The organism is Bifidobacterium sp. UTBIF-78, assembly GCF_006408945.1.
GTDB classification, from domain to species: Bacteria; Actinomycetota; Actinomycetes; order Actinomycetales; family Bifidobacteriaceae; genus Bifidobacterium; species Bifidobacterium myosotis.
Genome location: NZ_JFAO01000042.1, coordinates 12,996 through 34,133, shown reverse-complemented (window position 1 = coordinate 34,133; position 21,138 = coordinate 12,996). Strand labels below are relative to the sequence as shown.

Here is a 21,138-nt window from a genome sequence, read left to right as displayed (position 1 = left end):
AGTAAACGACCTCAACGGACGCTATCGTCGGATTGATGGCCGTGAACGTCGTCGCCCCACGGCTCACACCTACAGCCGTGCGGGCAAATCGGCGCGTTCCACCAGCCGCGCCATTTGAACGCGGCCCATGTTGAGCCGGTCCGCGGCGGACGACAGATGCGCCTTGGCGGTACGCTCCGAAATGAACATGCGGGAGGCGATTTCAGCGTTCGTATATCCCTCGGCCGCCAACATCACCGCCTCGCGCTCGCGCTCGGGCAATGTGTCCAGCAGTGCGCGCGCGTCATCCCTACGCATGCGCGAGCGGGTGCGGCTCAGCTCGTCGATGAGCTGACGTTGGCTGGCGGTATTGAACTGTGGGGCGCCCGTGCACACGCCGATGATGCGTCGGATGATCTCGTCGGGCGCATCTGTCTTCGAAACGAATCCCTCGGCACCCGCCTCGATGGCGCGCTCCACGGTGCCCGAAGGGCTCAAGGACGTCAGGATGAGCACATGCGGCGCGCGGGGAAGTGCGCGAAGCCGTCGCGTCGCCTCGATACCGTCCACCCCGGGCATCGCGATGTCCATGAGCACCACGTCGGGATGTTCGTCGGCTGCCCGGCGAATGCAGTCCTCGCCATCCGTGGACGTGGAGGCCACGGTGATGCGCTCATCGGAATAATCGGTGAGAATCAGACTCATGGCTTGGCAGATCATCGGGTCGTCGTCGATGACGCTTACGCGAATCGGCGCTGCCGATGCGACCTCTGCCGCCGGTGCCGCCTCCGATGATGGTATTCCGCTCTGTTCGCTCACGATAGTCATAGTAGCCGTTGCTAGCCGCGCCACGGCAGCTGAACGTCCACATGGAAGAGATGACGGTCATCCATGCCGTAGCGGCACTGGCCTCCCACGGATCGTGCGCGTGCGGCGAGACCGGGAAGTCCAGCTCCATGGGTGGGGTGGTCCGCCGCGCGGGGCACGTTATGGGACGATACAGAGCCATCGTGATACGGCGTGGCCCGGCGGCCGTCCGGCGTGGATACGGCACCGCTCATGGCCGCAGACGTGCTTGATGACGCGCTCGTCGGTGTGCCTGACGGCGCGGTCGGAACCGGAATCGGGGTGCGGATCGGAATCGAGGCCGGGGGCAACGTCCCCGGGCGGGCGGTGTCAGGAACTTCGCCTTCCAGCTGAGTTATCGGATTGCTCAGATGCAGATGCACGCCGGCGGCAGGTCCGGCCGTGACCTCCAACGAGACCGGCGCTCCCGGCGCATGGCGACGCGCGTTCGTCAGCCCCTCCTGGATGGCCCGGTAGGCCACTTTGCCGATGGTCTCGTCCAGTCCGCTCAGCTGCTGGATATCGATCCATGTGTTGAGCTGCGTGCCCGAGTTGCGCGCGTCGGCGATGAGCGCGTCCAGTGATTCGCGGGTCAGCGAGGTGTCGTCGGACGGGGCGAGCTGTTCCCATGCCTGCTGGGGGTTACGCAGCATGTCGATGATCGCGTGCGCCTCGTCCAGTGCCCCCGCCGATTGTCTGCGGATGTCCTCCGCCTTGCTGGCCAGGGCGTGCGCCTCGGGGGAGTCGCCGAGCCGGTCGGCTTCCGCCTTGAGCGCGCTCGCGTTCAGGGCCATCAGCGACAGCGAGTGGGCAAGCGTATCGTGCGCTTCGGCGGCGATCGCGTCGGCCAGCTGCTGGTTGTTGAGATCGGTCTGCAGGGTGGCGGCGTGATCGGTGGCGGCGCTGGCCACCGCGTTGGCCGTGCGCAGCCTGGCGCGAGAGCGGATGTGCAGTCCCACGAACACGGCGATGGCAGAGGCGACAAGCGCCGTCACGACCGCGGTGATGACGATGGTCGGCTCTTCGGCCAGCATGACGATCGGTTCCTCTTCGGTGTTCGTGCGCGGCTTGGCGAAGACGACGTGCCACAGCGAGGCGTTCGGAGGCTGTATCGCGTCGCGCACCTGCGACCACACGGTCACCAGCGTGCCCGCAGCGACCGCGCGGATGCCGGTCCTGCGGTCCGACCGGCGTGCCAGCAGCGCGCTCATCGCCATGAGCACGATGAGCGAATCGTACGGGAGCAGCGCAACCAGTGCGCAGGCGATCCAGAACGTCGGCTCGGGGTATTCGGAGCGCGCCAGCAGCAGGAACCCGGAGGGCATGGCGACGAGCAGGCACAGAATCATCAGCAGGAACCCTGCGGAATTCTGTTCGAAGTTCTGCGAGAAGAACGAGGTCTGCGCCATGCACATGAAACTCGCCAACGGCACCATGACCACCGAACACCAGACCTGGGTGTGCACCGGTACGTCGTCCAGTTCGGCCGGTTGGGTGCCGCGGGGCTGTCCGGCGCCGCTGGTGCCGCGACCCGGCGAGGGTGACCCGGCGGACGGTGACCCGATGGACGGGCCTGTTCCCGGTCTGCCGGCGAAAGGCATGGTGGTGCGTTGCGGATTGGTCATGTCTCCTACTGTATGGCCCGCCTCCAGCCGTCGCCACTGGACATGCGGGCACCGGTCGGCGGCCGGTTCTGCCCAAAAGGGCAGACGGGAATGACCGTTCGTCCACTGACGCGCGCGATGGCGATTCGGTAGCGTCGGATGCAGATGCGCCGTCCGCCGCCATGGCTGTGGTCATGAGCCGACGCCGACCGACGCATTGACCGCGATAGTCCTTCAGAGGGAACGACTTCAGAGGAAAGAAAGAAGGAACCATGACCACTCCAATTACTCCGCAGCCGGCCCAGCGGCCGCCCCAGCAGCCCATGCCTGCCGCAGGACATCGTCCCGCCCCGCAGCATGTGACCATATGCGGAATCATCTCCGTTGTATTCGGTGCTTTGGGACTTGTTCTGAGTTTCATTCCGATTGTGAACAACGTGGCTGCGATTCTGGGCTTCATCGGTGCGATTCTGGGCATCATCGCCTTGGTTGGTACGTTCGGCGGCAAGAAGCGCGGCAAGGTGCTTTCCGTTGTGGCCACCGTGCTATGCGTGTTGTCCGTGGTCATCACCCTGGCCATGCAGTCCGCCACGTCGAAGGCCATCGACGATTCGATCAAGGAATCGAAGGGCATTGATACCTCCCAGTCCGGTAGCTCCGCGGAGCCGAAATCGTCGGTCGGCAAGGATGCCCAGCCGAAGGGCGAACAGGATATGGAAGGCGACGTGGAGGGATTGCATGTCAAGATCGTTTCCGCCGCGCTGAGCGTGAACGATTATGAAGGTAAGCCCACGGTGCTGGTCACGTACGAATGGACCAACAAGACAACGAAGAACAATTCGTTCGCCGGCTTGGCGCATCCGCAGGTGTTCCAGAACGGCAAGGCCTTGGATACTGCTATATACATGGATGTGCCGGAAGGCTATGACGCCAACTCGTATATGACTGAAATCCAGCCGAATGCGACCGCGACCGTGACCCTTGGATACGTATTGCAGGACACCTCGCCGGTCACGGTGGACATCTCCGCCTTCCTCTCCGCAGAGGATACGACCAAGGTCGTGCACACCTTCAATCTGCAATAGCGGTTTGTAGACCACGACACCAATCCACAGGCTCCACGTTTCCAGACAGCGTTCAGGAAACGTGGAGCCTGTTTTTCCTGGACTGCCGGGCAAGCTTCACGTTCGGCTAAGACGGCGCTAGAAATGCGGCGGTTTGATGAAACCATGAACACCGCAACGCAAACGCCAGCTGCCGCGACACCGCAGCCCCCGGCCACGAACGGCCATGCCAACGCTTCCGTCACGACGATCTCCGACGGCTCCATCGTCCCTTCCGTCAATGCTCCCGCCGGTGCCGCCGCGAACGCCTCCTCGATTGTGGAGCGTGCGGGAGAGCCACGCGACGTGGACGCGGACATCGTGATCCCCGTCTACAACGAGCAGGAACAGCTCGCCGAATCAGTCCTCAGACTCATGAGTCATCTGGCGACAAGCCAGATCGAAGGATGGGCCTACACCTGGCAGATCGTCATCGCCGACAACGCCAGCACGGACGACACCTGGCCCATCGCATCCCGGCTCGCCGCACAATACCCGGACCGTGTGCGCGCCGTACGCATCGCCGCCAAAGGCCGCGGCCGCGCACTCAAACTCGCCTGGGGCGAATCCCGTGCCAAAACCGTGGCGTACATGGACGTGGACCTGTCCACCGACATCGCTCAGACCGGCGTGCTCATCGGCTCCCTGCTCTACGGCGGCGCGGACGTCTCCTTCGGATGCCGTCTCTTCGACGAATCGCAGGTCGTGCGCTCCGCCAAACGCGAATTCATCTCCCGCACCTACAACGGCATGCTGCGCGTGCTGCTCGGCGCCGCATTCCATGACGCCCAGTGCGGGTTCAAGGCCATGACCGCCCCCGCGGCACGCCATCTGCTGCCCTATGTGCAGGACAACGAATGGTTCTTCGACACTGAACTGCTGTTGCTCGCCCAAGCCACCAACATGCGCATGTACGAATTCCCGGTGCACTGGATCGAAGACCCCGGCACCACGGTCAACATCCCCGACACCGTCGCCAAGGACCTCAAGGGCATGTGGCGCATGAACGGCACGCTGAACCGCATGCGACTGGCCGCCGCGGCCTGATCTCCGATTCGTATCCCATTCGGCAATCCAATGCAATGCAAGGAGCATCGTCACCAATCATGAGCACCGCTACCATACCGGCCTCCGCCGAACGCCCGCGCGGCCGGTTCAGACTCCCCGCCTTCGCGTCCATGCCGGGCGGCCGGTTCGTGGACACCCACACCACGCGCACCGTGCGCGCCAGCGTAGCCGAACGCCGCACCCTCGCCGACTGGATCGGCTTCGGTGGCATGATGGGAATCACCGCCGTCATCATGTTCGTCAATCTCACCGCCTCCGGCTATGCCAACGAGTTCTATTCCGCCGCGGCCCAGGCCGGGGCGACCGACTGGTGGGCCTTCCTCTGGGGCTCGCTTGACGCCGGCAATGCCATCACCGTGGACAAGCCGCCGGCGGCCATCTGGCTCATGGCGCTCTCGGTGCGCGTCTTCGGACTGAACTCCTTCGCCATCCTGCTGCCCGAGGCCCTGTGCGGCATGGCCAGCGTGTGGATACTCTACGCCACCATCCGCCGGCAGTGGGGCAACTGGGCGGGCGTCATCGCCGGCCTCACGCTCGCCGTCACGCCGGTCGCCGCACTCATGTTCCGCTTCAACAACCCGGACGCCCTGCTCGTGCTGCTGATGACCGCCGCGACCGCCGCCGTCATGCGCTCGCTCGAATACCCCGACACCCGCTCCGGCAACCGTAGCCGCACCCTGTGGATGGCGTTGGCCGGCGCGTGCATCGGCTTCGGATTCCTCACCAAGCAGATGCAGGTGTTCCTCGTCGTCCCCGGTTTCGCGCTGGTCTTCCTCATGGCGTCCCCCACCAATCTGTGGCGCCGGATCGTCGATGGGCTGGTGGCCGTGCTCGCCGTCGTCGTCTCCGCCGGATGGTGGGTGGCCCTGACGGTGATCGTGCCGTCCGGTTCACGCCCGTACATCGGCGGCTCACAGACCGACTCCTTCCTGGAACTCACGTTCAGCTACAACGGTCTGGGTCGCATCACCGGCAACGAGAACGGCGCCGTCGTGCCCGGCGGCGGTGGCTCGAGCGCCGGCGGCAACGGCGGCGGCATGTGGGGCCAGACCGGCCTCACCCGACTCTTCGACGGCGAATACGGCGGACAGATCGCCTGGCTCGCCCCGCTCGCCTTCGCAGGCATCGTGATTGGGCTCATTGTGGCTCACCGCGCACGCCGCACCGATCTGCGCCGCGCCAGCGCCCTGATTTGGGGAGCTTGGCTGGTGGTCACATGGCTGACGTTCAGCTTCATGGCCGGCATCTTCCACCAGTACTACACCGTGGCGCTCGCGCCCGCCGTGGCCGCCCTCACGGCCATCGCCATCGTCGGTCTGTGGTCCAAGCGTCAGACGTTCTGGGCCCGTGCCGTGGCGGCGCTGCTCGTGTTCGTGAACACGTTCTGGGCCGTCGAACTGCTCGGCCGCTCCACATGGCTGCCCTGGCTCAAGGTGGCGGTGCTGTTCGCCGGTTTCATCGCCGGTTTGTTGTTGCTCGCCGCGGCGGTGGCCGCCGTGCCGATGCGTGAATTCCGCTTCCTGCGCACGGCCGGTGCCAATCGCGTGATCGGCGTGATGGGTGTGGTTGGCATCGTGCTCGCCGCCGTGGCCCTCTACGCCGGCCCGGTGGCATGGACCGCATACACCGTCTCCACCGGCCACACCGGTTCGATCGTGACCGCCGGACCGAACGTCACCAACTCCGTTGGCATGGGCGGCGGCCCCGGAGGCGGCCCGGGCGGCGGGGCTCCCGGCGGCTTCGGCGGGCCCGGTGGCCAGAATGACGGCTTCGGCGGCATGGGCATGCCCGGTCAGGATGGTTCCTCTTCCGATGGTTCCTCTTCTGATGGTTCTTCGACCGATAATCAGCCCGGCAATCAGACTGATGGCCAGTCCGGCACCCAATCCACGCCTCCCGCGATGCCGGGCCAGAACGATGGCTCTTCCACCGACGGTCAGTCTGATGGTTCCTCCGACGGTCAGTCCAACGAAGACGACGATTCGTCATCCTCAAGCCAGCCGAACGGCAACGGCGGCGGCTTCGGCGGCGGACGCGGCGGTATGGGCGGCGGACTGCTCGGCGGCGGCACGGCCAGCAGCGAGATCGTCGCCATGCTGCAGAAAGACGCCGGCGAATACCGCTGGGCGGCCGCCACCACCGGCTCGCAGAACGCGGCCAGCTACCAGCTCGCCAGCGAGCAGGCGGTCATGGCCATCGGCGGCTTCAACGGCTCCGATCCGGCCCCCACGCTCGAGCAGTTCAAGAGCTACGTCAAGCAGGGCCTCATCCACTACTACATCTCCGGCGGCGGCATGGGCGGCAACCAGATGGGCGGCTCGGACGCGGCCAGCGAAATCGCCTCGTGGGTGGCCGAGAACTTCGAGGCCCAGACCGTGGACGGCGTGACCATCTACGACCTGTCCGAGTAACGGCCCGCTCGAGTAGTGGCTTACAAGGTGGCGACCATGCTCGCAAACCAGCCGGCCGGCGGCGGACTGCACAACCAGCCCCGCCGCCGGCCGCCGCGTTTCGCTCTGAGACGACGGATTCATGGAACGTTCAGGTTGATGACCGTAGTATGGGCACGACAACGATTAAAGGAGCGAATATGACATTCGGTCAGCAGCCCCGCAATAACGGGCAGTACAACCCGCAATACAACACCCCCGACTATAACGCGGCCCAGCAGGCGGGATACGGCCAGCAGTACGCGCAGAACGGCTACGGCCAGTACGGCCAGCAGAACTTCCAGTACGCCAATGCGCAGAACACGACGTACCAGTACGCGCCGGCCGGAGCCGGCACCGGCGCCATCAACACCACGATGACCTACAACTACGAGCAGGCCCGTCGCGTGTCCGTCACCAAGGTCTACGGCGAGATGACTTTGGGCCTCATCGTCACCGCAGTGGTGGCCGTGCTCGGCCAGATCACCGGCGCCTATGCCACGTTCCTGATGGCCACCGGCATGGTGGGCCTCATCGGCCTGTGCGTGGCGCAGGTGGCGCTCGCCGTGGTGCTCGGCATGCGCGTGACCAAGATGAAGTCCGGCACCGCGCGCCTGATGTTCTACGTCTACGCCGCGCTCATGGGCTTCACGCTGAGCTCGATTTTCATGGTCTACGACCTCGGTTCGATCGGACTGGCGCTGGGCATCACCGCCGCGTTCTTCTTCGCGCTCACCATGTTCGGCATGACCACCAAGATCAACATGCTCAAGGCCGGCCCGATCCTCATGGTGGCGCTGCTGGTGCTCATCATCTCCCAGTTCGTGCTCATGTTCCTGCCCGTGGGCGGCATGACCCGCATCGTGTGCGCGATCGGTCTGGTGATCTTCGCCGGCATGACCATCTACGACGCCCAGTCCACGCGTGCGCTGCTCACCGAGTATGAGGCCCAGGGCCCGGAGATGGTCAAGAAGATCTCCATCCTGTGCGCGCTCAACCTGTATCTGGACTTCGTGAACATGTTCCTCTACATCCTCCAGCTCCTCGGCAACCGCGACTGAGCATGAGGGGCGGCACCTGCGCCATGGCAGGCCGCGCATCAAGCCCGACACCCGCATCAAGCCCGACCACATTGTGGCCGGGCTTTTTCATGCCCGTCACTTACGCGAGTTAGGTTGGTGACCCATGAGAAGACAGGAACTTGTGGGCATGCTTTGCCTGATGCTGACCGCGCTGATCTGGGGTTTCGCGTTCGTGGCGCAGGTGCAGGGCATGGATTCGATGTCGCCCATGTTCTTCAATGCCACCAGATTCACGTTGGGCGCGCTCTCGCTCGTGCCGATTCTGATGTGGCAGCGATGGCGGGGGAGGGCGAAATCGTCCGTCACCGCCGCGAATGGTGCAACGACTGCTGCGGGGATTGCCGGAGCCGACGGTGTCGAGAATGGCGTCTACGCGGTTGTTGACTCCGGGCGACCTGTTTCAGCCTCCCCCGATACGCTGGAAGACGCATCCGCGCATGGCGCGCGCGTCGTGCCGTTCTGGGCGGCATGGCTCGCCAATCCGATCGCGGTTTCCGTGCTGTGCGGCGTGGTGCTGTTCACCGCGAGCACCCTGCAGCAGTATGGCATCCTCTATGGCAAATCGGCCGGCCGGGCCGGATTCCTCACTGCCCTGTACATCGTGATGGTGCCGCTGCTGGCTTTCGTGTTCCTCCGCCGCCGCATCGGCATTCTGGTCGGTGCGGCCGTGGCGTTTGCCGTCGTGGGCTTCTATCTGCTGTGCGTCACCGACGGGTTCGGCTCAATCGGTCTGGCGGATATCCTTCTGGTGTTCACCGCCGTGCTGTTCGCCGCGCACATCCTCATCATCGACACGATGGGGGCCAAGGTGAACGCCGTCGTCCTGTCATTCGGCCAGTTCTGCACCACCGCGGTCCTGAGCTGGATCGGCTCGTTAATCGAGGGCTCGGTGGATTGGGCCGGGGCGGCGCATTCGTGGCTGCCGATCCTTTACGCCGGCATCGGTTCGGTGGGCATCGCCTATACGTTGCAGGCGGTGGGGCAGCAGTGGGTGCCGCCCACGCGGGCGAGCCTGCTGATGAGCCTCGAATCGTTCTTCTCGGCCGTGGGCGGCGCGATCTTCCTTGGCGAGATCATGACCCCGCGCGGCTACCTCGGATGCGCGTTGATCTTCTTCGGCACCCTGCTGGCCCAAGCCCCCGCCAAACTCCCGAAGTTCCTGCGTCGAAACGCATCCTAGCGCGCCGTGTCGGACGCGCGCGACGTCACCGCGGCGCAAAACAGCCCGGATTTCGCGTACGGGGCATACGCGTGCATCCATCCGTGTCCCCATGACAGGGGATGGCCCGGATTGCGCGTACGAGGGACCGGCACGTGCGCGGTTGGTTCAACCTTCCGCGTACTTACAGTCCGTTCTGCCCTCCAGAGGTCCCGTTCCGGCTTGCCAGAGACTGTAAGTACGCGTCCGGACGAAGGTCGCGCATACTTACAGTCTGTTTGAAGTCTCCAGGGGACTGTAAGTACGCGGCTGCTTCGTCATCCCGCATACTTACAGTCCGCCTCGTCCTCCAAAGGGTCCGTTCCGGTTTGCCGGAGACTGTATGTTCGTGTCCGGTCGAAGGTCGCGTGTACATACAGTCCGTCTCAGGCCTCCGGGGGACTGCAGGTACGCGGCTGCTTCCCCGGCCCGCAATCAGGCGTCGTCAGACCGCAGCCTTGGGCGCTTCTCCCACCTGCGGCGCTCCGTTGATGTCGCGGTGGATGTTCTGCATCTGCACCTCGATGTTCTGCAGGGACCTCGCGCAGTCGAGCAGCGTCTGCGAATGCTCGCTGAGCTTGGCGTCCGGCAGATCGGACTTGTATCGCAGCGCATGCTCGAGTGAGGCCCAGTAATCCATGGCGATGGTGCGGAACTGCACCTCCACGGGCGTGTAGTGCGCGCCCGAGGAGAGGAACACCGGCACGGCGTAGATCACATGCAGCGAGCGGTAGCCGTTCTGCTTGGGGTTCTTGATGTAATCCTTGACCCGCAGCACCTGGATGTCGGACTGCGATGACAGGTAGTTGGACACGGAGTACACGTCGTCCCGATAGTTGCAGATCACGCGGATGCCGGCCACATCGAACAGGTTGTCCTTCACGGCGTTCACCGAGACGGGCAGACCCTTGCGCTCGAGTTTGCCGATGATCGAGTTGACGGACTTCAGGCGCCGCTCCATGTGATGGATCGGATCATGGCTGAACCGCACCTGAAACTCGTCGTCGAGAATCTCCAGTTTGGTGCTGATCTCGTACATCGCACCCTCGTACACCTGCATCAGATCGATGAATTCGGTGATCTGGTCGGCGTTGAAGCTGCCGCCCGGCAGGTCGAGCATCTTCAGACGGGCATTGAGATCGGCGGTGTTGAGTCGGTTATGTCGGTCAAGTATCACGTCTGCAAATATACCCGGCCGCTTCGTGCGAACCTGAACGTCACCGTACAATCTCCTCAGTTTGTCCCACACCATGCGCGGCCGCGATGGGACCGAGGTTTTGGGGCGGCGAAATCCCGGCGCGGGCCATGACGAACCCGACGGATACAATCGCCCCTTATGAACGAAGACATGATGACCGAGGCGGAGCGCGCCTCGATTACGGCCACGGGCGTGAGCGGCCCGTCCTCCGAGGTCGATTTGGGTATGGAAGCCACCGTACCGGATGCGGGCGGCCGTGGCAAGGGAGTATTCCACATCCACACGCTCGGCTGCCAGATGAACGTGCACGACTCCGAGCGCATCGCCGGCGTGCTTGAGGCCAATGGTTACGTGCCGGCCACCCAGGAGCAGATCGATTCGCACGATTTCGACGTGATCGTGCTCAACACCTGTGCGGTGCGCGAGAACGCGGCCGAACGCATGTACGGCACGATCGGCCTGTTCAATCGCATCAAGCTGCAGCGCCCGAACCTGCAGATTGCCGTGGGCGGATGCATGGCGCAGCTCGACCGTGAGACGATCGCCAAGCGCAAGCCGTGGGTGGCTGCCGTGTTCGGCACCAAGAACATCGAGGACCTGCCCAAGCTCCTCGAACAGAACCGGCTCACCGACAAGCCGCAGGTGCGCATCGCCGACAAGCTCGAGGAATTCCCGAGCGAGCTGCCCGCCGCCCGGGCCTCCCGCGTGAGCTCCTGGGTGGCGATCTCCGTGGGCTGCAACAACACATGCACGTTCTGCATCGTGCCCACCACGCGCGGCAAGGAGCGCGACCGCCGCGCCGGCGACATCCTCGCCGAAGTCCGCCAGTGCGTGGCCGACGGCGCCAAGGAGGTCACGCTCCTCGGCCAGAACGTCAATTCGTTCGGCTACGGCATCGGCGACCGGTACGCCTTCAGCAAGCTGCTGCGCGCCTGCGGCGACATCGAGGGGCTGGAGCGCGTGCGTTTCACCTCACCGCACCCGGCCGCCTTCACCGACGACGTGATCGCGGCGATGGCCGAGACCCCGAACGTGATGCACCAGCTGCACTTCCCGCTGCAGTCCGGCTCCGACCGCATCCTGAGGGCCATGCGGCGCTCGTACCGGTCCGCCAAGTTCCTCGACATCCTCGGCCGCATCCGCAAGGCCATGCCGGATGCGCAGATTTCGACCGACATCATCGTGGGCTTTCCCGGCGAGACTGAAGAGGACTTCCAGGCCACGCTGGACGTGGTGCGTGAGGCTCGGTTCTCGTCCGCCTTCATGTTCATCTATTCGCCGCGCCCCGGCACGCCGGCCGCATCCATGCCGCAGATTCCCCGCGACGTCGTGCAGGACCGGTTCGACCGTCTCGTGGCGTTGCAGGAGAAGATCACTGAGGAGAACCTCGAGGGCTTCGTGGGACGCGACGTCGAGGTGATGATCACCGGCAAGCTCGGCAAGAAGGACAGCGACACGCATCGCGTCACCGGCCGCGAGAGGACCGGCGTGCTGGTGCACATCGGCGTGCCGGAGGGCGAGCCCGTGCCGGAGATCGGCGACTTCGTGACCGTGACCGTCACCCACGCCGGCCGTCACAACCTGCTCGCCGACCCCGACCCGTCCGCCGGCCAGACCTACTCCGTGCGGCATTGAACATGTTTCGGCTCCTCTCGTTGAGGGCTTTGAGGGGAGCCGTCCGCCGCATGGCGGACTGAGGGGAGTCATGTTGGGAGGAATCATTGTGACTCAGCGCGTCGTATCAATCGTCGGTCCCACGGCCTCCGGCAAGACGGGCCTTGGCATCGCCATCGCCAAACGACTGGCCGAACGTGGCGAGCGCGCCGAAATCGTCAACGCGGACGCCTACCAGATGTACCGCGGCATGGACATCGGCACCGCCAAGCCCACGCCCGAGGAGCAGGCCGCCGTGCCGCATCACCTCATCGACATCATCGACCCCGATGATGCGATGAGCGTGGCGCGGTTCCAACAGCTCGCCCGCGAGACCATCGCCGACCTGCAATCGCGCGGCATCCGGCCGATCCTTGTCGGCGGCTCAGGCCTTTACGCCCGCGCCGCCATCGACGACATCAGCTTCCCCGGCACCGATCCGGAGGTGCGGAGGAAGCTTGAGGAACGGGAGAAGGTCGAAGGCGCCGGGGCGTTGTTCGACGAACTGCGGGCCAAGGACCCCGAGGCGGCCGCCCGCATGGACCCGCGCAATCCGCGACGCACGATTCGCGCGCTGGAGGTCATCGAGCTCACCGGCCGCCCGTATTCGGCGAGTCTGCCGCGCTACCGGTACGTGATTCCGTCCGTGCAGATCGGCCTCGATCTGGACCGCGCCGATCTGGACCGCCGCATCGACCTGCGCACCAAACAGATGATGGAGGAGGGATTCGTGGACGAGGTCGCCCGTTTGCGCCCGCATCTCGGGGCCACCGCCGTGCGCGCGCTCGGCTACCAGCAGATCATCGACCTGCTCGACGGCATCTGGGACGAATACGACGCCTTCGCGGACATCGCGCAGAAGACCAAACGGCTCGCCCGCAAGCAGATGGGCTGGTTCGGCCGCGACCCGCGCATCCACTGGCTGCAGGCGCTCAATCCGAAGCTCGTGGACAACGCCATGGCCATCATCGCCCACGCCGACGCAGGGGAGTATGACCCCATCGATGCCCACGCCGACGAATACGTTCAGCACCACCTAGGCGACATCAACGCGTAAGCGCCGCAACAGGTTCTGGCCTCCTCTTCGAGGGGAGCTGTCCAAAGCTGACTGAGGGGAGTTGTCGGGGGCCTTGCAAGGAACAAGCATGGCTGGCTCCCATCCCTGATGGGAAAGAAGGACAGTCAGATTCCCCAACGTTCACACCGCACTTGGCTCCCCTCCCCGAGGGGAGCTGTCAGTAAAGCTGACTGAGAGGAGTCGAGAGCCAGGAATAGGGAGTGGCGAACAGAAGGAGCGAGCGCACCAATCAGCGCGCACCATCTCCCCGCAAATCCCTCGCCTCAATGCGCCGGCCCTTGGTCCCAGCCGGCGATAAGGAACACGCGGGTCGGGTTGACGGGCCGGATCATCGCATCGAACATACGCTCGAACGCCGTCAGATCGCCCCGGTACGCGGTGTGCTTCGCCGTGCGGTACATGTCGCGCGTCACCTCGCCCCAGTCGAGATCCCAGCCGGCATCGTGCGCCAGCCGCGAGCCGAACATGCGCAACACCATCGCGTTGCCGCCACGGAACGGATGCAGATAGCCAAGCTCGTCATAGATCACTGTGAACGCATGGATGAACACGTCGCGGTCCATCGCATGCAGATTGCGTTTCTCGGCCAGCTCGGTCGAGATGTTCAGCGCGCCGGTCTCGATGAGTCCCGCCGGGAAGAACGCCTCGGGATTGGCCGCCCGCGTCCGGTCGTTGGTCACCTCGCGTGTGGTGTCCGACGTGCGCAGCTTGCCCGCGTCGTCGAACACGCCCTCGAACAGCCCCTTATGGATGGCCACCAGTTCGTCCAAGTCGCCGGAGGGGTTCCACCGGCGTTCCGCCAGCAGCACCGTGCGCGCGAACACCGCATCGGCACGGTCCGTGGCGTGGTCGTCCAGACTGCCGTCCGCAAGCTTGTCGGATTCCCTGCCGGACGAGATATGCAGACGGATGGCGGTCTGCTCGTCGGCCACGTCGATGAGATGGCTCACATCCTCGTGGCCCCGTTCGTAGGCGGCCGCGGCGCGCATCGTCGCCTCGCCGGGCATCATCGCCTCCAATGCGCAGTTCCTGAGTGCAAATGCGACTGCGCTCGCACGCTCTGCGGGTGTCATGCCAACCATGATAAGGCATTCGCGCCGTAAATCGGCGGAATCGACGCCCATGAACGCAGTCATGAACGCCCGTACTAGTAGAATCGGACGCGCTATGGCACGAACATCATCTTCAGACAGCACCAAACCCCGCAAACCGCGCGGCGGGGACCCCACGCACGACGGTGAAACCAGGGTCCAGCCGGAACTCGACCTCGAGCCGGCCTGGAAGAAGGCCCTGCTTGCCGTGCCCCGGGCCCTCGGCGCCGGCGTACGTACGCTTTCCGGTGTGGGCGACTACGACCCCGCCTATCGACGTGACGGCCTGTGCTTCCTGTTGCTCGTTTTCGCCGTGCTGTTCGTCGCCTCCGAGTGGTTCCACGTCCACGGTGCGTTCGGCCAGCTCCTGCATGCCATCGCCTCCGGCATCCTCGGCGTGATGAGTGTGATCCTGCCGGTGCTGCTCGCCGCCGTGGCCATCCGCCTCATGCGCAACTCCGGCAAGGGCTCCAACAATCCTCGCGTGGTCACCGGCTGGGTGCTGCTGCTGTGGTCCATCTGCTCGATCATCGACGTGGCGCTCGCTGCGGACCACACCCAGTTCGACATCACCGTCCTGCAATCCGCCGGCGGACTGTTCGGCTTCTTCCTCGGCTCCCCGCTCGCGTGGGGGCTTTCCAACGTCTTCGCCATCATCGTGTTCGTGATTGTGGCCTTGTTCTCATTGCTCATGATCACCGGCACGCATGTGACCGATCTGCCCGACGACGTCCGCGCGCTCGTCGCCAAAATCCAAGGCAAACCGTTCAAGCCCGGCGCCAAAGCCGCAGGCAAGGGCAAGGATGCGGACGGTGGCGAGAACGACCAGTTCCCCAATGAGGTGCGCGTGGGGGACACCACCCTCGCCTTCGCCGACGGCGTGCCCACGCACGATGACGATGACGAGAACGATGACGCCGACGACGGGGACGCCAAGCCCGGCTTCTTCGCACGCCTGTTCGGCCGTGTCCGTGGCGGTGGCGAACACGACGACTCCCGTCTTGACAAGTACGCCGCCGACGATCCGTTCGACAAGGCGGCCAGCCAGCATGGCACGACCGCCGAGACCCCGGTGGTGGACGGTTCCGCGCGTCCGGGACAGGTCGGCCGCACCATCGCGTCTTCCTCGTATGACGGGCGCCCGCACATCGGCGAGAGGCGCGGCGAGCAGCCCGTCCGTCCGCGCGTGGTCACCGGAGGCCAGAGCGTGGGTATGCCGGGAGCGGCCATGCCCGGTGGAACTATGCCCAGTGCGATTGTGCCGGGTGCGGGCATCCCCGGTGCGATTGCGGCCGGTGTCAGTGCCGGTGTCGCAGGCGCCGCCATCCCAGACGCTACAGTGCCGAACGCCACCGCCACTGGCGTCGCCATACCGGCTACGACGGCCGCAGTCTCCGGCGTACCGGCCGCGGTCAACGATCCGTGGGCGCCCAGCGCGGTCCAGGCCGGACTCGTCAACCCCACAACCGGCGAACTCGTTGACGGCGATGACGACGCCACCCGAGTCACCAGAATTGTCGACGCGACCGGCGCGTACGCCGGAGCCGATGCGGACGGCAGCGGCGTGGGACAGGGCGTCCCCCGTCCGGACGGCGCCGACGGCTCGTCCGCGGCCGGTACGGGCGGCGGTGACGGTGATGACGACGCCAATCGTCCATACCAGCTGCCCGATCTGAACCTGCTCGTCAAGGGCCAGCCGCACGCCATGCGTACCCCGGCCAATGACCGGGTGATCCGGGCCCTGACCTCCACGTTCGAGCAGTTCAACGTGGACGCCAAGGTGGTCGGCTTCCTCCGCGGACCTTCCGTGACTCAGTACGAGGTGGAGCTTGGCCCCGGCGTCAAGGTGGAGAAGGTCACCAACCTGCAGAAGAACATCGCCTATGCGGTGGCTAGCTCCGACGTGCGCATCCTCTCGCCGATCCCCGGCAAATCCGCCATCGGCATCGAGATCCCGAACGAGGACCGCGAGATCGTGCATTTGGGCGACGTGCTGCGCTCCGACAAGGCCCTGAGCGACCCGAATCCGATGCTGTCCGGCATCGGCAAGGACGTCGAGGGACACTTCGTCACCGCCGACCTGACCAAGATGCCGCATCTGCTGGTGGCCGGTGCCACCGGCTCCGGCAAGTCCAGCTTCATCAACTCGATGCTCACCTCGATCATCATGCGTGCCACGCCCGATCAGGTGCGTCTGATTATGGTGGACCCCAAGCGTGTGGAGCTTTCGGCGTACGCCGGCATCCCGCACCTGCTCACCCCGATCATCACCGATCCCAAGAAGGCGGCGCAGGCCCTCGAATGGGTGGTCAAGGAGATGGATGCGCGCTACTCCGACCTCGAATACTTCGGGTTCCGCCACGTCAAGGACTTCAACGAGGCCGTGCGCGCCGGCAAGGTCCACGCCCCGCTCGGCTCCAAGCGCAAGGTGGCGCCCTATCCGTACATCCTCGTGGTGGTCGACGAGATGGCCGACCTCATGATGGTGGCCAAGAACGACGTGGAAAGCTCCATCCAGCGCATCACCCAGCTTGCGCGAGCCGCCGGCGTGCATCTCGTGCTCGCCACCCAGCGCCCGTCCGTGGATGTGGTGACCGGTCTGATCAAGGCCAACATCCCGTCCCGTCTGGCGTTCGCCACCTCCTCCGCGACCGATTCCCGAGTCATCCTCGACACCGTCGGCGCCGAGACGCTCATCGGTCAGGGTGACGCGCTGTTCCTGCCGATGGGTTCGGCTAAGCCGATTCGCGTGCAGGGCTCATGGGTGTCCGAATCGGAGATTCGCAAGGCAGTGGAGTTCGTACGCACCCAGCGCAAGCCCAAGTACCGCGAGGACATCGAGCAGATGGCCAAGGACGCCGATAAGAAGGATGCCATGGAGCCGGACGAGGAGATCGGCGACGATATGGACGTGCTGCTGCAGGCCGCCGAGCTCGTGGTGAGCAGCCAGTTCGGCTCCACCTCGATGCTGCAGCGCAAGCTGCGCGTCGGCTTCGCCAAGGCCGGCCGCCTTATGGACCTGCTCGAATCGCGCGGCGTGGTGGGCCCCTCCGAGGGCTCGAAGGCGCGCGAGGTGCTTGTCCAGCCGCAGGACCTGCCGCAGGTGCTCGCCTTCATCCGCGGCGAGACCAGCTCGCTCGAGCCGTCCGCGCCCGAGCCGACCGCGCAGTAGCAGGACGAGCTCGGCGTAGACTGGCCGAATAATGGCGTGGCGAACTTGCACGGACAATTCGTGCTTGGTTGTGATGTGTTCGATTCGGTCATGCGGTGCGTGTCGGCGCCGGACAAATCGCTTCGTGACCACGACTGGCCGCATCATCCCGTATGAATCAGGTGGTGCGTTGACAGTTGTTGGACAGCAACCGTCAACGCAGAACAGGATTGGTCTGATAGTAGCTTTCCATGCTGCTTTTGCTGATTACGGTATTGCAGGGTGCGGATGCCGGTAGCCCGTTGCGAGCCTCAATCCAAGGTCGTTCACTGTGGGTGCGGGCGCTGAGCTGGTTCCCGGTTTGCGCGGCAAGCACGGAGCACACGGTGTCGATGATGGTTTGCTCGGTGCCGTTGAGCATGCCGTGAATTGCCGGCAGCTCGCCGTCTCGGATGATGAACTTGCCGCGGTGCTGTGCATATAACGTGGTGCACACCGGGCCTCCACGCCAAGCTTGGAAATCATCGCTGAAAAGTGGGCGTCCATGGCGTGACAATGATTCCGCTTGCGAATAAAAGACCAGCTTCTGCAGTTTCATTGTGGTCATCGGGCCATATTCGCGAAGAATATAGGCTGCCACATCGATAACGGTTGCCATGGTGCTCCTCCTTTCCGGAAGCTATATTGTAGAGCATGACTTCAGACAACGGCATGTCCAGTATCAGCAGGAATCGGGCTAATTCCGCAGGGCGGGTCCTTAGCGCTGGATTCCATCGTGACACCGTTTCTGATTATGTCCGTGCGCTGGCGGTTGCTCAGCAGTGGCGTAGCCAGCATGTGAATCCGACAGAACAGTGTTTTGCAAAGGTGCTGGATTGTTCGAAGGGCATATCGCGGTCTGTAGCGACATTCCGTCTGAAGCGCATGATTTCCATTGTGCGTAAGATTCAGCGGCCAAACACGCATTTCAAACTCGGGGAACTGGATGATATAGGCGGATGCAGGCTAATCGTAGAGTCGAACGAGCAGGTTCGGCATGCCGCATCATGGCTTGCCTCGAATCTGCCACTGAAGAACGGCTCTGCTGATAAGGATTATATTGCTCGTCCTCAAGACAGCGGATACAGGTCAAGACATCTGTTGTGCAGTATTGCGTCGGATTCCGCGTCATATCATGTCGAAGTGCAGATCAGAACTCGTCTGCAGCATTGCTGGTCCACCGCGGTGGAGGCGGCAGGGGAGATTTATGGTACAGAGTATAAAAGCCCGGTAGTGCGAGCCGACGCTGACGGCGATGATGAGAGACGTCTGTGTTTCTTCAAGATTGTGTCCAGTCTGTTTGCGTTGGAGGAGCATGCGCCGCAGGTACCGGGATTCGTTGGAGATTATGCGACGCTGGTTCGGCAGCTGCACGATCTTGATTGTACGAGGAGCATACTGGACGATTTGAACGCTGCAGTGGATAGCGTATTCATTGCGGATACGTTGGAAGCCTCGTCGGAGCTGTTTTTGCTGAAACTCTCCAGAGAGAGCCAGTACCTTGACGTCGAATCATTTCGTGCTGATGAGCTTGAGGAGGCGCTTCGTCGGTATGATGCCGTGGAAAGGCGCATCGAGCTTCCTGGCGATGGCACCTCGACAAGTGATGAAGCGGGGTATGACAATGCTGTGCTGGTGTATGCCCGTGATGCCGAGCAGCTTGCCATCGCCTATCCGAACTATTCCACGAATGTTCGCTTCTTTTTGGACAAAGTGAATGGATATCTGGAACCGTGAATGGAGTGATGGCAGATATACCTCTCCTTTGTTTTTCTACAGAAGCCGAAGGAGTAGACAAGCCAGTCGGACAGTTGTTCTAGGTAATATGCGGCTTGTATGCCATGCGAATATGAGGGTGCCCGTAAGGCGCCCCGCCATAACATTCCCAGTGCATTTTCGGGCAAATGTCAATCATTGATAACCGTATAGCCAGCGCTTCGTCACTTAAGGTATCAGTGTGGGGGTAATGTGAACTCTATGAATGAGAACACCGTGGACAAGCAGTCATCGCCCAAATCGTCGCTCTTCGACGGCTGGAACGCGCCGCCGAACCTGGTGACCTACTCGCGCATCGTGCTCGTGGTCGTCTTCCTTGTGCTCGACATCATGGCGGGTGCATGGGGTGCGAACAACCTCACCTTGCGTTGGGTCGCGGCGGTGCTGTTCATCATCGCGGCGGCGACCGACAAGATCGACGGCTGGATGGCCCGCAAATACAATCAGGTCACCGAAATGGGCAAGCTCATGGACCCGATCGCCGACAAGCTGCTCACTTGCGGTGCGCTGATCGTCGCGGCCGCCTTCCATGAGTTCGGTAATGCGGTCTGGGGCTGGGTCGTGGTGGCCCTCTTCCTCGTGCGTGAGCTCGGCATCACCGTCATGCGCTTCTTCGTGATGGAGCGCCCGGGCGGTAAGGTCATCGCCGCTGAATGGCCCGGCAAGCTCAAGACCCTGTTCCAGTGCATCGGCCTGTCCATGCTGCTGCTGCCGTTCTGGTCGCTCGAAAACGGTCAGACTACGCCGTTCTGGCTCACCGCGTACTACTTCCTCACCTACGCCGTCATCTACGTGTCTCTGGTGCTGTGCCTCTACTCGGGCGGCATCTACCTCTACAACACGTTCGTCGGCTCCAAGAAAGCCGCCTAAACGGTTTGTGCTTTTCGTGGCCTCCCTCTTCCGAGGGAGCGTCACGAGGTGACGGTCTGGCCGTGGCGGATGCGGATGGCTTCCCTGTGGGGGGCTTTCATACTTCCGATGTGGCCGCAAATGCCATCGTTGAGTCCCCTCTGTGTGTGGGGGCTGCCATAGAGCTGGCCCGTCCGTCCAAGTTCACGCAGTTGGCTCCCCTCTATGAGGGGAGCTGTCACGAAGTGACTGAGGGCTTCGCAACGGGAGCCTCACAACAGGAGCCTCCCGGCATCCCCGCACACCCGCCGCAACATACGCAATCCGTGGCCCGGATACGTTCGGAAAGGAATCGGCATATGGCTGACGACGTACGTGAATCCTGTGATACCTTGGCCGCCGCGATCCTCAAGACCTGCGAGGCGCGCGGCGCCAAAATCGCTTGCGCCGAATCGCTGACCGGCGGCCTGCTCGCCGACGCCTTCGTGCGCATCCCCGGCGCATCCAATGTGTTCCTCGGCTCGGCCGTCACCTACGACATCAAGGCCAAGGCCTCGATTCTCGGAGTGGATCGCGACCTGCTGAACCGGGAGGGCGCCGTACACCCGGAAGTCGCCCGTCAGATGGCGGCGGCCACCGCGAGGCTGTACGCACAGCCGGAATACGGCGACAAGGTCATCGGACTGTCCACCACCGGCGTGGCAGGCCCCGGCCCGGACGGCGACAAGCCCGCCGGACTGGTGTACATCGGACTGCGCATACCCACCGGGCTTGTCGCAGGGCGCGGCGAGCTGGTGGAAGCCGCCGAACTGCACCTCACCGGCTCGCGCGAGGAGGTCCGCCTCGCCACCGTGCTCAACGTGCTGCAAAGGCTGCACGAGCGACTGTCGTAACGGCCGGCCCAACTGGCCGTTCACCGCATATTTCCCGCAACTTTACCGCCACGTCGGCTCCCGGCAACGATGCCGGCCGATGAAACGGCTACAACACAAAG

At 63.9% G+C, this 21,138-nt stretch carries 16 protein-coding genes; 11 read left to right on the top strand and 5 right to left on the bottom strand.

Annotation, left to right across the window (positions count from 1 at the left end; translation table 11 throughout):
* Nucleotides 1–69: 69 nt before the first annotated feature.
* Nucleotides 70–780, bottom strand: coding sequence for a response regulator transcription factor (locus BG22_RS09105; protein ID WP_258186306.1), 711 nt, complete (start codon nt 778–780; stop codon nt 70–72).
* A 38-nt stretch (nt 781–818) separates the two neighbouring features.
* On the bottom strand, nt 819–2,261 hold the full coding sequence (locus BG22_RS09100; protein WP_140494979.1) for a sensor histidine kinase: 1,443 nt from the start codon (nt 2,259–2,261) through the stop codon (nt 819–821).
* Nucleotides 2,262–2,701: 440 nt separating this feature from the next.
* Between BG22_RS09100 and BG22_RS09095 the strand changes: the two genes are divergently transcribed.
* From BG22_RS09095 to BG22_RS09075, 5 genes are all read left to right on the top strand, one after another.
* The gene (locus BG22_RS09095) at nt 2,702–3,514 is read left to right on the top strand and encodes a DUF5067 domain-containing protein (protein WP_140494969.1); all 813 of its coding nucleotides are present in this window, start codon (nt 2,702–2,704) and stop codon (nt 3,512–3,514) included.
* A gap of 144 nt (nt 3,515–3,658) precedes the next feature.
* Nucleotides 3,659–4,579 (top strand): dolichyl-phosphate beta-glucosyltransferase, encoded by a 921-nt coding sequence (locus BG22_RS09090; protein ID WP_258186301.1) that lies wholly within the window; start codon nt 3,659–3,661, stop codon nt 4,577–4,579.
* A 59-nt stretch (nt 4,580–4,638) separates the two neighbouring features.
* A complete protein-coding gene (locus BG22_RS09085) occupies nt 4,639–7,011 on the top strand; it encodes a glycosyltransferase family 39 protein (RefSeq protein ID WP_258186300.1) in 2,373 nt (790 codons plus the stop codon).
* 179 nt (nt 7,012–7,190) lie between these two features.
* The gene (locus BG22_RS09080) at nt 7,191–8,090 is read left to right on the top strand and encodes a Bax inhibitor-1/YccA family protein (RefSeq protein WP_140494967.1); all 900 of its coding nucleotides are present in this window, start codon (nt 7,191–7,193) and stop codon (nt 8,088–8,090) included.
* A gap of 148 nt (nt 8,091–8,238) precedes the next feature.
* Nucleotides 8,239–9,291: a DMT family transporter gene (locus tag BG22_RS09075; protein WP_140494975.1), complete on the top strand. Its 1,053-nt coding sequence runs from the start codon at nt 8,239–8,241 to the stop codon at nt 9,289–9,291.
* A gap of 463 nt (nt 9,292–9,754) precedes the next feature.
* Here BG22_RS09075 and BG22_RS09070 read toward each other — a convergent pair whose 3' ends face one another.
* The gene (locus tag BG22_RS09070; protein ID WP_308810463.1) at nt 9,755–10,429 is read right to left on the bottom strand and encodes a GTP pyrophosphokinase family protein; all 675 of its coding nucleotides are present in this window, start codon (nt 10,427–10,429) and stop codon (nt 9,755–9,757) included.
* Between the two features lie 216 nt (nt 10,430–10,645).
* Between BG22_RS09070 and miaB the strand changes: the two genes are divergently transcribed.
* Nucleotides 10,646–12,142, top strand: a complete 1,497-nt coding sequence (miaB, locus tag BG22_RS09065) for a tRNA (N6-isopentenyl adenosine(37)-C2)-methylthiotransferase MiaB (RefSeq protein ID WP_181163471.1) — start codon at nt 10,646–10,648, stop codon at nt 12,140–12,142.
* An 88-nt stretch (nt 12,143–12,230) separates the two neighbouring features.
* Entirely contained in the window at nt 12,231–13,217 is a 987-nt protein-coding gene (gene miaA / locus BG22_RS09060) for a tRNA (adenosine(37)-N6)-dimethylallyltransferase MiaA (protein WP_140494965.1), read from the top strand.
* A gap of 284 nt (nt 13,218–13,501) precedes the next feature.
* Here miaA and BG22_RS09055 read toward each other — a convergent pair whose 3' ends face one another.
* Nucleotides 13,502–14,248, bottom strand: a complete 747-nt coding sequence (locus tag BG22_RS09055) for a Fic family protein (protein ID WP_258186304.1) — start codon at nt 14,246–14,248, stop codon at nt 13,502–13,504.
* Nucleotides 14,249–14,405: 157 nt separating this feature from the next.
* Between BG22_RS09055 and BG22_RS09050 the strand changes: the two genes are divergently transcribed.
* On the top strand, nt 14,406–17,501 hold the full coding sequence (locus BG22_RS09050) for a DNA translocase FtsK (protein WP_181163470.1): 3,096 nt from the start codon (nt 14,406–14,408) through the stop codon (nt 17,499–17,501).
* 193 nt (nt 17,502–17,694) lie between these two features.
* Here the strand turns inward: BG22_RS09050 and BG22_RS09045 are convergent, their stop codons facing one another.
* Nucleotides 17,695–18,138 (bottom strand): Panacea domain-containing protein, encoded by a 444-nt coding sequence (locus BG22_RS09045; RefSeq protein WP_140494959.1) that lies wholly within the window; start codon nt 18,136–18,138, stop codon nt 17,695–17,697.
* Between the two features lie 35 nt (nt 18,139–18,173).
* Between BG22_RS09045 and BG22_RS09040 the strand changes: the two genes are divergently transcribed.
* From BG22_RS09040 to BG22_RS09030, 3 genes are all read left to right on the top strand, one after another.
* A complete protein-coding gene (locus BG22_RS09040; RefSeq protein ID WP_140494957.1) occupies nt 18,174–19,256 on the top strand; it encodes a RelA/SpoT domain-containing protein in 1,083 nt (360 codons plus the stop codon).
* A gap of 240 nt (nt 19,257–19,496) precedes the next feature.
* Complete coding sequence (gene pgsA / locus BG22_RS09035; protein WP_169834108.1) at nt 19,497–20,165, top strand: CDP-diacylglycerol--glycerol-3-phosphate 3-phosphatidyltransferase; 669 nt, start codon at nt 19,497–19,499, stop codon at nt 20,163–20,165.
* A 338-nt stretch (nt 20,166–20,503) separates the two neighbouring features.
* Nucleotides 20,504–21,037: a CinA family protein gene (locus tag BG22_RS09030; RefSeq protein ID WP_140494955.1), complete on the top strand. Its 534-nt coding sequence runs from the start codon at nt 20,504–20,506 to the stop codon at nt 21,035–21,037.
* Nucleotides 21,038–21,138 lie beyond the last annotated feature (101 nt).

Coding starts and splice junctions, on each gene's coding strand:
- BG22_RS09100 (WP_140494979.1), bottom strand. CDS start 2,261: ATGGTGCCGTTGGCGAGTTTCATGTGCATGGCGCAGACCTCGTTCTTC.
- BG22_RS09095 (WP_140494969.1), top strand. CDS start 2,702: ATGACCACTCCAATTACTCCGCAGCCGGCCCAGCGGCCGCCCCAGCAG.
- BG22_RS09090 (WP_258186301.1), top strand. CDS start 3,659: ATGAACACCGCAACGCAAACGCCAGCTGCCGCGACACCGCAGCCCCCG.
- BG22_RS09085 (WP_258186300.1), top strand. CDS start 4,639: ATGAGCACCGCTACCATACCGGCCTCCGCCGAACGCCCGCGCGGCCGG.
- BG22_RS09080 (WP_140494967.1), top strand. CDS start 7,191: ATGACATTCGGTCAGCAGCCCCGCAATAACGGGCAGTACAACCCGCAA.
- BG22_RS09075 (WP_140494975.1), top strand. CDS start 8,239: ATGCTTTGCCTGATGCTGACCGCGCTGATCTGGGGTTTCGCGTTCGTG.
- BG22_RS09070 (WP_308810463.1), bottom strand. CDS start 10,429: ATGCTCGACCTGCCGGGCGGCAGCTTCAACGCCGACCAGATCACCGAA.
- miaB (WP_181163471.1), top strand. CDS start 10,646: ATGAACGAAGACATGATGACCGAGGCGGAGCGCGCCTCGATTACGGCC.
- BG22_RS09055 (WP_258186304.1), bottom strand. CDS start 14,248: ATGATGCCCGGCGAGGCGACGATGCGCGCCGCGGCCGCCTACGAACGG.
- BG22_RS09050 (WP_181163470.1), top strand. CDS start 14,406: ATGGCACGAACATCATCTTCAGACAGCACCAAACCCCGCAAACCGCGC.
- BG22_RS09045 (WP_140494959.1), bottom strand. CDS start 18,138: ATGGCAACCGTTATCGATGTGGCAGCCTATATTCTTCGCGAATATGGC.
- BG22_RS09040 (WP_140494957.1), top strand. CDS start 18,174: ATGACTTCAGACAACGGCATGTCCAGTATCAGCAGGAATCGGGCTAAT.
- pgsA (WP_169834108.1), top strand. CDS start 19,497: ATGAATGAGAACACCGTGGACAAGCAGTCATCGCCCAAATCGTCGCTC.
- BG22_RS09030 (WP_140494955.1), top strand. CDS start 20,504: ATGGCTGACGACGTACGTGAATCCTGTGATACCTTGGCCGCCGCGATC.